Genomic DNA, 15,732 nt, shown 5'->3' with positions numbered 1-15,732 from the left:
CTTTATTAAAATCAAGCGCTTTCAACGCGTTCCCCGTCACCAGGTCGCGCGCAAACACCCTTCCGGCCCGGCAAAGGCGGAAAACCCGCCTTACCCAAGCATCTCACCGCAAGCGCGTTAGCCGCCGACATCCTCAATGCGCGTCGGCGGCGGCAATGCGGTGCGTGGCGTCGTCGAGTGCATTGCTGGCCTGCACACCGTCGCGCTTCATGCCGCGCACCGTGTTGGCGCATCCGGCAAGAACGACCACGCATACACAGAGAGCCGCAATCACGATTTTAGACATCGCCGTTCCTCCACTCCATCGATGATATTGGAACATGATGCCGGTTCCGGATCAATCAACTTGCCTGGCATCAAAAGACGGATGTCGGCATTCAGCATCTCGCAATGGCGCCTGTGCGGGCTCCGCCGGGATCAAGATAAGCCCTTCATTTTGCCGATACACGCTTCATAAAACCGAATGAATTCAAAGGCTGCGGCAAAATAAAAATAATAAAACTTGACTGCACGGCTCCGGCAACCTATCTGAGCTTTGGTCGATATTTGTTAGATGACTTTGGTTTTTGCGACATAGAGCGCAATCGGACGAACTTTCCTTCAGATTCGAACATCAAGCCTCGCTGTAATACCACGGCTTGGTCACTATAATTTGCTAGAGAAAGGGATCGTTATGGCCACTGGCACAGTAAAATGGTTTAACTCCACAAAGGGCTTCGGCTTCATTCAGCCGGACGACGGCAGCCAGGACGTTTTCGTTCACATTTCGGCTGTTGAGCGCGCTGGCATGCGTGGCCTCAATGACGGCCAGAAGATCAGCTTCGAGCTCGTCAAGGACCGCAAGTCCGGCAAGATGTCTGCAGACAACCTGCAGGCTGCTTAATACCAAATCTGGCGCGATAATCCGCGCCGGAGAAATGCGCTTCCGCGGTTGACCACGGATGTACTGGCAGGAGTGTCGAAGCGCGTTGTGAAAGGTCGGGTTTTCCCGGCCTTTTTGTTTTTCTGGGCTTTGCTTACCTCCCCTCCCTACTCCATTTAAAGCGCGACAGTGACCTTTGCGCGTCATGAATGACGCGCCGCGCTGTAGTGGCAGTCATCGATTTTCTTCAAAAAAGCAGTCCGGCATCGTCAAATCGCCGCAACCGCACTGAACTCTTTGCCGAGAACCGGGAGCAATGCGCATGAAAATCATCCTCACGCTATTTCTGACCGCCATGGCCCTGATCAATTCCTGTTTTGCCGTCGTGGCGCAGGATCAGGCCTATTCCGATGACCGCTCCGACGGCGCAGCCCTTATCCGCTCGCTCTACAATGCGATCAATCGCCGGGAATATGCACGCGCCTACAGCTATTTCATCAAGCCTGCCGATAGCTACCAATCGTTCGTCCAGGGCTATTCAAGGACTGTGGACGTCCAGGTCATCACCGGCAACGTGACGACAGAAGGGGCTGCGGGCAGCATCTACGCGCCGGTGCCGGTCGCGGTGAAATCGACGGAGAAGGGTGGCAAGGAGCGCGTCTTCGCCGGCTGCTACATCACGCGCATTGTCAACGCCGCCATTCAAGAGCCGCCCTTCACCCCGTTGCATATCGAGAGTGCCGAGCTGGAAGAGGTCAAGGGGCCGCTGGAGCAGGCGCTTCCAAAGGTCTGCCATTCACCGTCCTGACTTGCCTCCGCCGTTCTCTTCACCGGTCTTGCGGCCGGCAAGGAACTGGCCTCGTTCGAAAATCACCACGACGGTGAGCGCGATCAGGAAGGGTATGATCAGGTAGAACAGGCGGAAGATGGCAAGCCCGGCTAGGACACCGGCCGGATCCATTTCAGGAAGTGCTGCGATAAAGACCAGCTCCAGCACGCCGATACCGCCCGGCGCATGCGAGAGCAGCGCCACCGAGAATGAAGCGAGGAACACTCCGAGGATGACCATGTAACCGGGGTTTCCAGCCTCAGGCAGGGCAAAATAGATGATTGCCGCGGCCGCGATCAACTCGACAGGGGCAATCAGCAACTGGCGCAGCGCCAGCGATGGTTTCGGATATTCGAGCCAGAACCAGCGGGTCTTCACGGGCCGGAACCCGACAAGGCTGCCAACGACATAAAGTGCAATCAGCGCCAGAAGGATCAGGCCGGTGGAGATGGACGCGCCGATCGGCAGGAAGGTCGCGAAGCGGGCGGTGATCTCCGGTTCCAACAAAAGCACGATCGCCGACAGCATCAGTGTTCCCAGGAGGAACGTGAAGGAACAGAAGGCGACGAGGATGCCGGTTTCCCCGGCCGACAGGCCTTTCGACCCATAGGCACGATAGCGCACGACGGCGCCGGAAAAGACCGAGGCCCCAACAGTATGCGACAAGGCATAGGCGGTGAACGAACACACTGTGATGAACCAGAGCGAGATCCTGTGACCGAGATGCTCAAGCGCCAGGTGATCATAGGCCGCAAGCGCCGCATAGGCGGCAAGGGTCGCCGCGCCGGCCAGTATCCAGCTTTTCAGCGATACGGCTTCAAGACTCGTCAGGAAATCGGCGGCCGAGAGGCCGTGCAGCTCATGATAGAGGCCATAGAGCGAAAACAGGATTGCGGACAGCCCGATCAGCGGCCAGGCGAGTTTGCGTACCGTTTTCATGAGGTTGTTATTCTTGAAGTCTGTAGCTGGCAAAACGTCATCGACACGATGAGAGCACCCCCGACCGGCCCCGGTCAAGGGTGCTAACCGTTAAACGGCCCCTTAAGCAGCGAGCGCGTCGAGAATGCGGATCCAGGAGCGGATGCCCTTGTGGAAGGACTGGAGCTCGTACTTCTCGTTCGGCGAGTGGATGCGGTCATCAGAAAGTCCGAAGCCGACCAAGAGCGATTCCATGCCGAGCATCTTCTGGAAATCGCCGACGATCGGGATCGAGCCGCCCATGCCGATCAGGACGGCCGGTTTCGGCCATTCGTCGGAAAGCGCCGATTTCGCCTTGTTCAGCAGGGCCGAATCATACGGAAGCTGGATTGCCGGCGAGCCGCCATGCTTGTGGAACTCCACCGAGCAATCGGCTGGGACCTTCGAGGCGACATAGGCGCGGAACGCCGCGCGGATCCTTTCGGGGTTTTGGGCGCCGACGAGACGGAACGAAACCTTGGCGGACGCCTGCGCGGCGATCACGGTCTTGAAACCCTCGCCGGTATAGCCGCCCCAGATGCCGTTGACTTCCGCCGTCGGCCGGGCCCAGGTCAATTCCATGACCGAACGGCCCTTTTCGCCCGACGGAATCGAAAGACCGATTTCGCCGAGGAATTTTTCCGTCGTCATGCCGAGCGTTTCCCAGGCAGCCTTGATCTGCGTTGGGGTCTCCTCGACGCCCTCGTAGAACCCGTCCAGCGTGACGCGGCCGGTCTCGTCATGAAGCCCGGCGAGGATCTGCGTCAGGATATGGATCGGATTGGCGGCAGCGCCCCCGAAATAGCCGGAATGAAGATCGCGGTCGGCGGCGGTGATGACGATTTCTTCGCCGACGAGGCCGCGCAGGCCAGCGGAGATTGCCGGGGTGTCCCGGTCCCACATGTTGGTATCGCAAACCAGCGCATAGTCGGCCTTCAGCTCGGCGGCATTGGCTTCCAGGAATGGCTTCAGAGACGGCGAGCCGGATTCTTCCTCGCCCTCGAACAGGATGGTTACTTCGCAAGGCAACGCGCCGTTGATTTCCTTAAAGGCACGGCATGCCTCGACGAAGGTCAGAAGTTGCCCCTTGTCATCGGCCGTTCCCCGGCCCGTAATGACCTTGCGGCCACCGTCCAGTTCCTTGATCGATGGCTCGAAGGGGGCTGTATCCCAGAGATTGAGCGGATCGACCGGCTGAACATCGTAATGGCCGTAGAACAGCACGTGCGGCGCACCCGGCTTGCCGGCCGCATGGTGGGCGACGACCATCGGATGACCGGGCGTGTCGCGCACCGAAGCTTCAAAACCCAGGCTCGTCAACTCGGCGACCAGCCATTCCGCTGCCTTTCGGCATTCCGCCTTGTAGGCCGGATCGGTCGAGATCGACTGAATGCGGACCAGATCGAAAAGCCGTTCGAGGCTCTTTGAGAGATTGTCGTCTGCGCGGGTGAGAATGCTGGCCGTGTCTGTCATGTCCGAATCCTTCTTTGTCGGGCCGGAAACTAGACAAAGATTGACCTCGCTTTAAGCAAAATATTTTGATCGATGGATCACCGCCCTGCCGGAACGGCGAAGGTGTCAGTTCTCAACGCCATTGGCGATTGCCATGCGCATATATTCGAGCATGAGTTCGCGTTCGAAATGACGGAAGCCGGACAACAGGGATTGATCGGCGGCAAGCGCCGCCTCCTTCGCTTCCCGCTCCATATCCCTTGCCTTGGCGGTCAGGAAAATCTGCTGCGCGCGCTTGTCGGTCGGGTGTTTTTTCCGGAGAACCAGTCCATCCCGCTCCATCCGGGCGAGCGTGTTGGCCATCGTTGCCTGCTCGATGTCGAGGCGGTCGAGCAGCTGTTTCTGGGTCAGCCCCTCCTCGCTCCACAACTCCAGGAGAACCGGAAACTGGCCGGGTGCAAAGCCAAGTTTTTGACCTCTCTCCTGCAGGGCGCGGGAGAAGCTTTTCGCCAGAAGGCTGGACAGGTATGTCGCGGAATCCATACGGTCGAAGGCCATGACTATGGGTACCTCCCCCCAAGCTGGAACACAAGTTACATTGCTGGCGATGGACCGCCAGGCCCTGCGTTTTCACGCTGATGTGATGCCTGCAGAAGCGCAAACAAAAACCGCCATGGCGGAGGCGGAGCCACGGCGGTTTTGTCATAGTTTGGACAAAGGCCCGGAGAGGGGGATAGGCCTTTGTCCTTACATCTGGGTTCGGCGGGGGACGGGCCTTTTCCAGATGACGGCGTGTTCAGGTGCCGTTGGTTATCATTTGTGGTGCCAAATGTGGCTTTTCAAGGGAGCAGGCACGCATGGCTGCATTACAAATTGGTAACGTTGTCGTGAGGGTCCTCATCGTTGCGCCCGGCAGGAGCTATCGCCATTCAAACCGCCGTTTCAAGGACGGAAAGGCCGCTTCCGGATGACGGAGCCTTGCACCCACTGTGGATGATCAGCCGGATGCGAACTAGCCTGTCAGCGCAGTGACCAAGCCCACCACGACAGGCCCCATCAGCGGCAACAGAACGTTGGAGATTGCATACGTCACCGTATAGCCGATCACGGGCGTTGAGTTTCCGGCCTGGGAGACGAGCGCGCTGATGGTTGGGGTGCTGCAATGCTGCCCGGCGATCACGCCGAGAAGAATCGGTGCTTCGATCTTCATCAACTTTGAGCCGACAAATAGCGAAACGAGCGCCGGCAGAAATGAAACCAGCAGTCCGAGAACGGGCAGGATCAGGCCGTACTCCATGATCAGATCGATGGCGTCGGGTCCGGCACCGAGGCCGATCGCCGCGATGAAAGTGGCAAGGCCAAAGTCCTTGGCAAATTCCGCCGCGGCGGGTGGCAGACCACCACGCGTCGGATTGCGCATATTCAGCCAACCGAAGACAAGCCCGGAAATCAGCGCCCCGCCGCCCGCACCGAGCCCCAGTTCCAAGGCGCCGATTTTAAGATGGAAATGCCCGATCACGAGCCCGAGTGCGAGGCCAAGGCCGAGGAATATGAAATCGGTACGCTCGCCTGAAGGCACGGGTTTGCCGAGTTCGCGCGCGGCGCGGTCTATGGTTTGCTCCGGGCCGTAAAGGGTGACGATATCCCCGTGCTGCAAAACCGTGCCAGAAAGAGCAGGGATGTTTTGTCCCATGCGCCGAACGCGGGATATGAATATGCCGCGCTGCAGCTCAGGCGAGGCCAGTTGTCTCAGTTGCCGAATCTGACGCCCGAAAACGTCCTTTCGCACCAGAACGACATCGCGTGTTGCGAGCGCGAAATTTGTTCCTTGCGGGACAGGGACTTCGTCGCCGAGGCGATCCCGAACGGCGATCACGGCATTGCGGCGTCCCCGCACAAACACGATGTCGTCGGAGTGCAGCACGAGGTCGAGTGTCGTTTCAACAACGTCGCCGCTACGCTGCAAGCGTTCGATAGTCACTGCCCAACCTCGGCTTTTTTCGAAATCGCCGACCGTTTGGCCTGCCGCATCCCCAACGTGGAATGCGCGGCCGACAAATGCCGGGAGGCCTTCGGCCTGCTCTTCATCGTCATCGGTCGAACCCAGTTTGCGTGCGAGGTCCTGCGCCTCCTTCCGAAGGTCGATTTTCAACAGCAACGGGGCGATCTGCGTTGTGAAGATCACGATCGCGATGAGCCCGAAGAGATAGGTGAGGCTATAGGCCGTCGCGATATTGGCCTGCAGCTGCTGGATGTCCGGCCCGGACAGGGCGAGGCGGGCAATCGCCTCCGATGCCGTGCCGACGACGGCGGATTCGGTCGCGGATCCCGCAAAAAGTCCAGCGGCCGTACCGACGTCGAGATGAAAAAGAAGCACCGCAATGGTCAGCAGCGAAAGGACACAGACGACTTCGATGATCGAAAAGATGCCATAGCGCCAGCCGCCACGGATATTGGTGAAGAACTGCGGTCCCGCGGAAAAACCGAGAGCATAGATGAAGAGGGCGAATGCCGCGTTCTTAAGATCCGGGCCGATTTGCACCCCCAACTGGCCGATCGCCAAGGCAACAAACAGCGTTCCGCAGGTTCCACCGAGTTGAACCGGGCCAACGCGCAGTTTGCCAATAAGAAAACCGAGCGCGAGCGATATAAACAGGGCGATGATGGGATCGGTGAGGAACGGCATGAACGGTCCGGTGCATAGGAGCGAGGGGGATGTGGTATGCGGTCAGAACTGAAGACTAGGCTATTGGCTCTCCGGTTAAGGTGGACCTCATATTTTCTCGCTCAAAAGCTCCAGAATTGCCGGACAATACACGGTCCGCGGGTACTGTAAGCTTTGCGTCTGCCAGGTCAAGCTTCAGCCTTGGGGGTGATGAGACGCTTCCAATCGCGAAACTGCGGGCTGCTCATCCCGCCCTTTGTAAAGCTGCAAGTGCGGTCGCGCGTGGTGGGCGACGCCGTCAGCTTGACAGCCGCCTTCAAGCAATCGCGTAAAATTCCTCGCCGCCCCGGAATGAAATATGGACGGCCATCGCCGCCCGCGCTATCCCTTGTCGCCATGAAAAAAGGTGATCATCTCTTCCTCGTCGACGGCTCCGGATTCATTTTCCGGGCGTTCCACGCCATCCCGCCGCTCAACCGCAAATCGGATGGCCTCCCGGTCAATGCGGTCTCCGGTTTCTGCAACATGCTGTGGAAGCTTCTGACCGATGCCCGCGACACCTCCGTCGGGGTGACCCCGACCCATTTTGCCGTCATTTTCGATTATTCCTCAAAGACTTTCCGCAACGAACTCTACGACCAGTACAAGGCGAACCGCACAGCACCGCCGGAAGATCTGATCCCGCAGTTCGGGCTGATCCGTCACGCGACCCGTGCCTTCAACCTGCCCTGCATCGAGAAGGAAGGTTTCGAGGCCGACGACCTGATCGCAACCTATGCGCGGATGGCGGAGGCGGCCGGCGCGGATGTGACAATCATCTCCTCCGACAAGGACCTGATGCAGCTCGTGACGGCCAACGTGTCGATGTATGACAGCATGAAGGACAAGCAGATCTCGATCCCGGAAGTGATCGAGAAATGGGGTGTGCCGCCGGAAAAGATGATCGACCTGCAGGCGATGACGGGTGACTCGACCGACAATGTGCCCGGTATTCCCGGCATCGGCCCGAAGACCGCTGCACAGCTTCTGGAAGAATTCGGCGATCTCGACACATTGCTTGCCCGCGCCGGCGAGATCAAGCAGCAGAAGCGCCGCGAGAACATCATCGCCCATACCGAGCTTGCCCGGTTGTCGCGGCAATTGGTGACGCTGAAGACCGATACACCGGTCGATGTGCCGCTTGACGATTTCGAGTTGCATGCGCAGGACGGCCCGAAGCTCATTGCCTTCCTGAAGGCGATGGAATTCACAACGCTCACCCGCCGTGTTGCGGCGGCGACGGAGGCCGATGCGGATGCGGTGGATGCCGCCTCCGTTCCCGTCGAGTGGGGCGCGCAAGCGCATGGACCGGATCTCGACAAGGGCGAGGTGGCTTCGCCATCTGCCTTGTCGTCTGCGACATCGCCGGCGCTTGGGAGTGCCGCGGAAGCGGCGGCGTCTCTTGCTGGCATCCCGGACGGCGGCCCGCCCGCCGCGACGCCTCAAAACCTGGCGCAGACCCGCGCCGAACTCTTTGCCACGGCAAAGATCGACCGCAGCGCCTATGTGGCGATCCGCGATCTCGTAACGCTCGACGCCTGGATTGCCGCTGCCCGCGAAACCGGCATTGTCGCGTTCGATACGGAAACCACGTCGCTCGACGCGATGCAGGCCGAACTCGTCGGCTTCTCGCTGGCAATCGCCGATAACAGCAAAAACCCGTCAGGCACCGAGATCCGCGCCGCCTATGTGCCGCTGCTGCACAAGACCGGCGGCAACGATCTTTTCAGCGACGGGCTGAAGCTGGCGGAAAACCAGATCCCGTCCGCAGTGGCGCTCGAGCGGCTGAAGGATTTGCTGGAGGATCCATCGATCCTCAAGATCGCGCAGAACCTCAAATATGACTACCTCGTGATGAAACGCCACGGCATCAGCATCAACAGCTTCGACGATACGATGCTGATGTCCTACGTGGCCGATGCCGGCGCCGGTGCGCACGGAATGGATTCGCTGTCGGAAAAATGGCTCGGCCATCAGCCAATCCCCTACAAGGACGTCGCCGGCAGCGGCAAGTCGTCCGTCAGCTTCGATTATGTCGATATCGACAAGGCCACTGCCTATGCGGCCGAGGATGCCGACGTGACGCTCAGGCTGTGGCAGGTGCTGAAGCCGCGTCTCTCCGCCAAGAACCTCAATGCCGTCTACGAACGCCTGGAACGCCCTCTGGTGCCGGTGCTGGCACGCATGGAAGAACGCGGCATCACCATCGACCGGCAGATCCTGTCGCGGCTGTCGGGCGAACTGGCACAGGGTGCTGCCGGCCTCGAACACGAAATCTACGGTCTGGTCGGCGAGAGCTTCAACATCGGCTCGCCAAAGCAGCTTGGCGATATCCTGTTCGGCCGCCTCGGGCTGCCGGGCGGCGCCAAGACCAAGACGGGTCAATGGTCGACCTCGGCGCAGGTGCTTGAAGAGCTTGCTCTGGAAGGCCACGAACTGCCGCGCAAGATCGTCGACTGGCGGCAGCTGACCAAGCTCAAGTCCACCTATACCGACGCCCTGCCCGGCTTCGTGCATCCGGAAACGAAGCGCGTCCACACGTCCTATGCGCTGGCCGCGACGACCACGGGACGCCTCTCCTCTTCCGACCCGAACCTGCAGAACATCCCGGTGCGCACCGCCGAAGGCCGCAAGATCCGCACGGCCTTCATCTCGACGCCGGGCCACAAGCTGGTTTCTGCCGATTACAGCCAGATCGAGCTGCGCGTGCTGGCCCATGTCGCCGAAATTCCGCAGCTGAAGCAGGCCTTTTCCGACGGCATCGACATCCATGCGATGACGGCCTCGGAAATGTTCGGTGTGCCGGTCGAGGGCATGCCGAGCGAAATCCGCCGCCGCGCCAAGGCCATCAACTTCGGTATCATCTACGGCATCTCGGCTTTCGGCCTTGCCAACCAGCTGTCGATCGAACGCTCCGAGGCCGGTGACTACATCAAGAAATACTTCGAGCGCTTCCCCGGCATCCGCGACTATATGGAAAGCACCAAGGCCTTTGCCCGCGAGAACGGCTATGTTGAAACCATCTTCGGCCGCCGGGCCCACTATCCGGACATTCGCTCGTCCAACCCTTCGCACCGCGCCTTCAACGAGCGCGCGGCGATCAACGCGCCGATCCAGGGTTCGGCCGCCGACATCATTCGCCGCGCGATGGTGAAGATGGAACCCGCCCTGGAACAGGCGGGACTTTCGGCGCGTGCCCGCATGCTTTTGCAGGTGCATGACGAACTGATCTTCGAAGTCGAGGATGCCGATGTCGAGCGGACGATCCCGCTGATCGTCTCGGTGATGGAGAACGCGGCGATGCCGGCGCTCGACATGAAGGTGCCGCTGAAGGTCGATGCGCGGGCCGCCCATAACTGGGACGAAGCACACTGACGGCAAGAAGCTGCGACTTTGGCGTCGCGGCTCCTCCGACCGCTGACAAAGTCGGGCATTCCCAACCCTCCCCCATTACCGCCCATGTGGCGGTTATGAGGGTGGTGGAAAGCCCGCTTCGAACGGGAGCGTCCTGAACCAGGGTTTGTCAACAGCCTGAGCCGCACTTGCGCTTCGGCTTAGGCTCAACGGCGGATCCGGCTAGGAGACGGCAGGCGTATTTGCGATTGCCGGAAACGGCCGAAAACTGTCGAACAGACGTTTCAGCCCGTCCTTGCCCTCAGCCGCCAGGTCGAAGCGGCGGCCGAACAGGAGCCATTCGCTGCAGAGCCCTTCCATCATCCAGCGCAGCGCCTTGGTGGCGGATTGCGGCGTCCAGTTTCCACTGAGAAAGCCCTCGCTCCTGGCCCTGTCAAAGGCACTATCGAGCATGACCGTATGCCGGTCATCGACTTCCTGCTGCTTTTCCAGAACCGGCAGCAGGTCGTCGCCATAGGCGCAGCGAAGGAGGATGGTGAAGATGCGCTGGCGATGCTCGTCTGCGGCCAGTTGGTCCAGCCAGTCTCCCGCCGATTTCTCGATATAGCAGAGCACATTGGCGGCCGGTTGCTCGACATCGCGGGCGATCATGTCTTCCAGCGGCAAGTTTACGGTATTGTAGAGTTCGAGGAAAAGATCGGTCTTGTTGGAAAAATGCCAGTAGATGGCGCCGCGCGTCACGCCGGCAGCCCTGGCGACGTCGTCGAGCGATGCGTTCGAAACACCCTTCTCGAAGAAAACCCGCTCCGCCGCGCCAAGAATGCTGTTGCGTGTCTCTTCCGCCTCGGCTTTTGTTCTGCGCATGACGCCTCCTCCGCTCAAGAAAAGGCCCGCCTTTCGGCGGGCCGCTTCCATTATTCTGCCGGTGAGACGGCCGTTTCGGTGCCGACCGGTTTCAACGCCGTTCTCCTGAACAGCTTCATGATGAACACGAAGAAGACCGGCACGAAGAAAATCGCCAGGATCGTCGCCGAGATCATCCCCCCCATGACGCCGGTACCGATGGCGCGTTGGCTGCCCGAGCTTGCGCCGGTGGCAATCGCCAGCGGCAGCACGCCGAGGGTGAAGGCGAGCGATGTCATCAGGATCGGGCGGAAGCGCAGATGCGCCGCCTCGATGGTGGCATCCAGCAACGGCTTTCCGGCCTCCATCTGCTCCTTGGCGAACTCGATGATCAGGATGGCGTTTTTCGCGGACAGACCGATGATGGCGATCAGGCCGACCTTGAAGTAGACGTCGTTGGGCATATCGCGCAGCGTCACCGCCAGGACGGCGCCTATGACGCCGAGCGGCACCACCATCATCACCGACACAGGGATGCTCCAGCTCTCATAGAGTGCTGCAAGGCACAGGAAGATCAGCAGGCAGGACAGCGCGACGAGAAGCGGCGCCTGCGTGCCCGATGCGATTTCCTCTTTCGACTGGCCCGTCCACTCATAGCCGAAGCCCGGTGGCAGCTGTCCGGCAAGACGCTCCATTTCAGCAATCGCCTCGCCGGAGGAATAGCCTGGATTGGCCTGGCCGCTGATACGCACGGACGGATAGCCGTTATAGCCGATCGTCTGGGTCGGGCCGCTTTCCCACTCGACGCTGGCAAAGGCCGAGAGCGGCACCATGCCGCCATTGCTGTTGCGCACGTTGAGCTTCAAAAGGTCGGCCGTCTGCATGCGCTTGTTCTCGTCCGCCTGGACCGTCACACGCTGCAGACGTCCGGCATTCGGGAAGTCGTTGACATAGGACGAACCAAGATTGGTCGAGATCGTCGAGTTGATGTCGGCGAACGCCACACCGAACGTATTGGCCTTTTCACGGTCGATGATGAGGTTGACCTGTGCGGCATCCGGCAGACCATCGACGCGAACGCCCGAGATGATCTGGCTTTGCGCCGCAAGACCCAGGAGCTGGTCGCGGCCCGACGCAAGGGCTGCAGCCCCCAGTCCGCCGCGATCCTGCAGGCGGAAGGCGAAGCCGTTGGTGGTGCCGAGACCCTGGATCGGCGGCGGCGACAGCGCAAAGCTGATCGCATCCTTGATCTGGGTCATGGCGCCCGATGCCCGGCCGGCGATGACGGCGGCAACATCGTTCGGTCCGCGCTGCGACCAGTCCTTCAACGTCACGAAGGCGAGACCGGCATTCTGGCCGGTACCGGAGAACGAAAAGCCGCTGATGGCGATGATACGGTCGACAGCCGGTTCCTTGCTGAAGATCGTTTCCGTCTGCTGGATAACCTCGGTCGTGCGGTTTCCGGTGGCCTCCGACGGCAGCTGCATGCTGACGATGACGAAGCCCTGGTCTTCATCCGGAAGGAAGGAGGACGGCAGCTGCATGAACAGGTAGGCAAGCCCGCCGAGCAGCACGACATAGATCAGCATAAAGCGCCAGGTGCGGTTGACCATACCGGCGACCCAGCCGCTATAGCCATGCGAAGCCTTGTCAAAACCACGGTTGAACAGGCCGAAGAAGCCGCGCTTGGCGTGATGATGGCCCTTCGGAACCTGCTTGAGGAAGCTGGCGCACAGTGCCGGCGTCAGCGTCAAGGCGAGCAGTGCCGAGAACAGGATAGAGACCACCATGGTCAGCGAGAACTGCTGGTAGATGACGCCGACGGCGCCTGGGAAGAAGGCCATGGGAATGAACACGGCCGACAGGACCAGCGTGATGCCGATGACCGCGCTGGTGATCTGCTTCATCGCCTTGCGCGTCGCTTCCTTCGGCGTCAGCCCTTCCTCGGACATGATGCGTTCGACGTTTTCGACGACGATGATCGCATCGTCGACGAGAATGCCGATGGCCAGCACCATGCCGAACATCGTCAGAACGTTGATCGAGAAGCCCATGGCCAGCATGGCGGCACAGGTGCCGAGCAACGCGACCGGCACGACAAGTGTCGGAATGATGGTGTAGCGGATGTTCTGCAGGAACAGGAACATCACCAGGAACACCAGCGCCACGGCTTCAAGCAGAGTATGCAGAACCTTTTCGATCGAGATCGCCACGAAAGGCGACGTATCGTAAGGCACGGAATACTCGACGCCCGGCGGGAAGAACGTTGCCAGCTCATCCATGCGCGCCTTGATGGCCGTGGATGTGGCAAGCGCGTTGCCGGTCGGCGTCAGCTGCACGCCGATAGCCGCAGATGGCTTGCCGTTCAGCCGGGTCGAGAAGCTGTAGTCCTGGCCGCCGATCTCGATGCGCGCGACATCGCGCAGACGCACGGCCGACCCGTCGGGATTGGCACGCAAGACGATCGCCCCGAACTCTTCGGCCGAGGAGAGCTGGCCCTTGATCAGAACCGGGGCGCTGATCTGCTGGGAGATCGGGTTTGGCTGGGCGCCGATGCTGCCCGATGCGACCTGCGCGTTCTGCGCCGTGATCGCCGCATTGATGTCGCCGGCCGTCAGGTTGAGGCCGCGCATCTTGTCCGGATCGAGCCAGATACGCATGGCACGCTCGGTCGCAAACAGCTGCGCACGGCCAACGCCTTCGACACGCTGGACTTCGTTGAGCACGTTGCGGCTGAGATAATCGCCGAGCGAAACCGCATCCATGGATCCGTCCGTGGATGTGAGCGCGATGATCATCAGGAAGCCTGAGCCCGCCTCTTCCACCTCGATACCCTGCTGGCGCACGGCGTCGGGAAGGCGTGCTTCGACGCGGCGAACGCGGTTCTGGACGTCGATCGAGGCATCGCCGGAATCAGTGCCCGGAGCGAAGGTCACATCGATGGTCACACGGCCGGCAGCACTGGATGTGGATTCGAAATACTGCATACCTTCGATGCCGTTCAGCTCATTTTCGATGAGCCGCGTCACGCTCTGGTAGGTCTCTTCCGAGGATGCGCCGGGATAACTCGTGTTGACGGAGATCTGTGGCGGCGCGACGTTCGGGTACTGCGAGATCGGCAGCAGCGGCAACGCGATGATGCCGGCGATCATGATGAAAAGCGCGACGACCCATGCAAAGATCGGCCGGTCGATAAAGAAACTAGGCATCGATCAGATCCTCACTTCGCCTGTTCGGCGGGCTTGGCGTCTTCGGCCGGCTTGGCGGCGGCGTCATCCGCGCCCGTCTTTTCGGCGGCGGGCTTCGCGTCCGCGGACTGCGCTTCAGCCGGCTTGGCATCGGCGGCAGGCTTGGCGTCGCCGCTCTTCCAGTCCGCCGGAACGACCGGTGCGCCTGGGCGCACCTTCTGGAAGCCTTCGACGATGACCTTCTCGCCGGCCTTCAGGCCGCCGCGGATGATCCACTGATCGCCAAGAACTGTGCCGGCGGATACCGTGCGCAATTCGGCTGTGTTGTCGTCCTTGACGATATAGACCTGCGCATTGCCCGACGTATCGCGCTGCACGGCCTGCGTCGGCACTGCGATGGCGTTCTTCTCGACGCCCTGCTCGACCAGGACGCGCACATACATGCCGGGCAAGAGATCGCCGTCCGGATTGGGGAATTCACCGCGCAGGGTAACCTGACCGGTGGTCTCGTCGACGGCCGCCTCCGAGAACAGCAGCTTGCCGTCATGCGCATAGGGGGTGCCGTCATCCATGATCAGGTTGACCTTGGCTTCGCTCTTGCCGTCCGCCAGAGCGCCAGCCTGCAGCGCCTTGCGCAGTCTGATGAGATCTGTCGCGGACTGGGTAAAGTCGGCATAGACAGGATTGAGCTGCTGGATCGTCGCCAGGTTTTCCGAACCGTTGGCGCTGACGAGCGCGCCTTCGGTGATCAGCGCACGGCCGATCCGGCCGCTGATCGGCGCGGTCACATTGGTATACTGCAAATTGAGCTGGGCGCTGGCGAGACCGGCCTCCGCAATGGCCACGTCGGCATCGGCCTGTGCCAGCTGCGCTGTGGCGTCATCGTAGTTCTGGCCCGTGGCGACGCCGGATTTTTTCAACTGTTCCTGGCGATCAGCCGCCTGCTTGGCCTGCAGCTGAACCGCCTTAGCGCGGCGCAGCGTGCCTTCGGCACTTTCAACCTGAACCTGGAACGGGGCCGGATCAATCCGGTAAAGCACGTCGCCCACATTCACATGCGAGCCCTGCTCGAACACCCGTTCGATAACAATTCCGGTGGCGCGCGGGCGAACTTCCGAGATCCGCGTCGCAGCGATCCGCCCCGGCAGATCGTTGGTGATCGGCAGAGATTCGGTCTTCGTCGTGATTACCGAGACCTGCGGCGGCGGATAGGACGGAGCGGCCTGCGTCTCGCCATCCCCCTTCTGGCAACCCGAAATAATCATCAGGGCAGCCGCTGTTGCAGCCAATATCGGTCGGTTCATCCGCATCTTTGGTTCCATACGCAAAGTCCAGCCGCAGGCTGATCGTCTTTTCTCAAGACATCAGAGGCAGCTGGAAGTTCATGAAAATCAATGTGATACGGATGGAATTCGAGAGAAATCCGCCTCCGCATCAATTATACAAACAGATACGTATGTTAAAATCGGAGACAGCGCAACCCGATGATGCGGCGCACAATAAAACGTTACCGAACGATAACTTTCGTCACCGTTCGGAAACA

At 60.5% G+C, this 15,732-nt stretch carries 11 protein-coding genes; 3 read left to right on the top strand and 8 right to left on the bottom strand.

Translation table 11 applies throughout. From position 1 onward, the window contains the following. Nucleotides 1-133: 133 nt before the first annotated feature. A complete protein-coding gene (locus AC1D17_RS11520) occupies nt 134-286 on the bottom strand; it encodes an entericidin (RefSeq protein ID WP_477565550.1) in 153 nt (50 codons plus the stop codon). Between the two features lie 387 nt (nt 287-673). Between AC1D17_RS11520 and AC1D17_RS11515 the strand changes: the two genes are divergently transcribed. Then, entirely contained in the window at nt 674-883 is a 210-nt protein-coding gene (locus tag AC1D17_RS11515; RefSeq protein ID WP_037103743.1) for a cold-shock protein, read from the top strand. A gap of 301 nt (nt 884-1,184) precedes the next feature. Beyond that, the gene (locus AC1D17_RS11510) at nt 1,185-1,670 is read left to right on the top strand and encodes a hypothetical protein (protein WP_477565549.1); all 486 of its coding nucleotides are present in this window, start codon (nt 1,185-1,187) and stop codon (nt 1,668-1,670) included. Here AC1D17_RS11510 and AC1D17_RS11505 read toward each other — a convergent pair. The 4 genes from AC1D17_RS11505 to aspT form a co-directional block, all read right to left on the bottom strand. Further along, nucleotides 1,659-2,630 carry a lysylphosphatidylglycerol synthase domain-containing protein gene (locus tag AC1D17_RS11505; protein WP_477565548.1) on the bottom strand — a complete coding sequence of 324 codons (972 nt, stop codon included), beginning with the start codon at nt 2,628-2,630 and terminating at the stop codon, nt 1,659-1,661. The two genes, AC1D17_RS11510 and AC1D17_RS11505, sit on opposite strands and share 12 nt — an antisense overlap. Before the next feature lie 102 nt (nt 2,631-2,732). Beyond that, nucleotides 2,733-4,121 carry a dipeptidase gene (locus AC1D17_RS11500; RefSeq protein ID WP_477565547.1) on the bottom strand — a complete coding sequence of 463 codons (1,389 nt, stop codon included), beginning with the start codon at nt 4,119-4,121 and terminating at the stop codon, nt 2,733-2,735. Between the two features lie 105 nt (nt 4,122-4,226). Beyond that, complete coding sequence (locus AC1D17_RS11495; protein WP_477565546.1) at nt 4,227-4,658, bottom strand: MarR family winged helix-turn-helix transcriptional regulator; 432 nt, start codon at nt 4,656-4,658, stop codon at nt 4,227-4,229. 454 nt (nt 4,659-5,112) lie between these two features. Beyond that, the gene (aspT, locus tag AC1D17_RS11490; protein WP_477565545.1) at nt 5,113-6,786 is read right to left on the bottom strand and encodes an aspartate-alanine antiporter; all 1,674 of its coding nucleotides are present in this window, start codon (nt 6,784-6,786) and stop codon (nt 5,113-5,115) included. 375 nt (nt 6,787-7,161) lie between these two features. On the opposite strand from aspT, the gene polA reads away from it, so the two are divergent. Next, nucleotides 7,162-10,179, top strand: coding sequence for a DNA polymerase I (gene polA, locus AC1D17_RS11485; RefSeq protein ID WP_477565544.1), 3,018 nt, complete (start codon nt 7,162-7,164; stop codon nt 10,177-10,179). A gap of 201 nt (nt 10,180-10,380) precedes the next feature. Here polA and AC1D17_RS11480 read toward each other — a convergent pair whose 3' ends face one another. The 3 genes from AC1D17_RS11480 to AC1D17_RS11470 are packed head-to-tail and all read right to left on the bottom strand — an operon-like array spanning nt 10,381 to nt 15,511. Next, nucleotides 10,381-11,022: a TetR family transcriptional regulator gene (locus AC1D17_RS11480; protein ID WP_477565543.1), complete on the bottom strand. Its 642-nt coding sequence runs from the start codon at nt 11,020-11,022 to the stop codon at nt 10,381-10,383. Between the two features lie 50 nt (nt 11,023-11,072). Then, a complete protein-coding gene (locus tag AC1D17_RS11475) occupies nt 11,073-14,210 on the bottom strand; it encodes a multidrug efflux RND transporter permease subunit (RefSeq protein WP_477565542.1) in 3,138 nt (1,045 codons plus the stop codon). 11 nt (nt 14,211-14,221) lie between these two features. Continuing rightward, on the bottom strand, nt 14,222-15,511 hold the full coding sequence (locus tag AC1D17_RS11470) for an efflux RND transporter periplasmic adaptor subunit (RefSeq protein ID WP_477565541.1): 1,290 nt from the start codon (nt 15,509-15,511) through the stop codon (nt 14,222-14,224). Nucleotides 15,512-15,732: the final 221 nt, after the last annotated feature.

Source organism: Pararhizobium sp. P1_E7, assembly GCF_056405855.1.
This window is presented reverse-complemented; position numbering and strand designations above follow the sequence as displayed.

Coding starts and splice junctions, on each gene's coding strand:
- AC1D17_RS11495 (WP_477565546.1), bottom strand. CDS start 4,658: ATGGCCTTCGACCGTATGGATTCCGCGACATACCTGTCCAGCCTTCTG.
- AC1D17_RS11480 (WP_477565543.1), bottom strand. CDS start 11,022: ATGCGCAGAACAAAAGCCGAGGCGGAAGAGACACGCAACAGCATTCTT.
- AC1D17_RS11500 (WP_477565547.1), bottom strand. CDS start 4,121: ATGACAGACACGGCCAGCATTCTCACCCGCGCAGACGACAATCTCTCA.
- AC1D17_RS11520 (WP_477565550.1), bottom strand. CDS start 286: ATGTCTAAAATCGTGATTGCGGCTCTCTGTGTATGCGTGGTCGTTCTT.
- AC1D17_RS11475 (WP_477565542.1), bottom strand. CDS start 14,210: ATGCCTAGTTTCTTTATCGACCGGCCGATCTTTGCATGGGTCGTCGCG.
- aspT (WP_477565545.1), bottom strand. CDS start 6,786: ATGCCGTTCCTCACCGATCCCATCATCGCCCTGTTTATATCGCTCGCG.
- AC1D17_RS11505 (WP_477565548.1), bottom strand. CDS start 2,630: ATGAAAACGGTACGCAAACTCGCCTGGCCGCTGATCGGGCTGTCCGCA.
- AC1D17_RS11470 (WP_477565541.1), bottom strand. CDS start 15,511: ATGGAACCAAAGATGCGGATGAACCGACCGATATTGGCTGCAACAGCG.
- AC1D17_RS11515 (WP_037103743.1), top strand. CDS start 674: ATGGCCACTGGCACAGTAAAATGGTTTAACTCCACAAAGGGCTTCGGC.
- AC1D17_RS11510 (WP_477565549.1), top strand. CDS start 1,185: ATGAAAATCATCCTCACGCTATTTCTGACCGCCATGGCCCTGATCAAT.
- polA (WP_477565544.1), top strand. CDS start 7,162: ATGAAAAAAGGTGATCATCTCTTCCTCGTCGACGGCTCCGGATTCATT.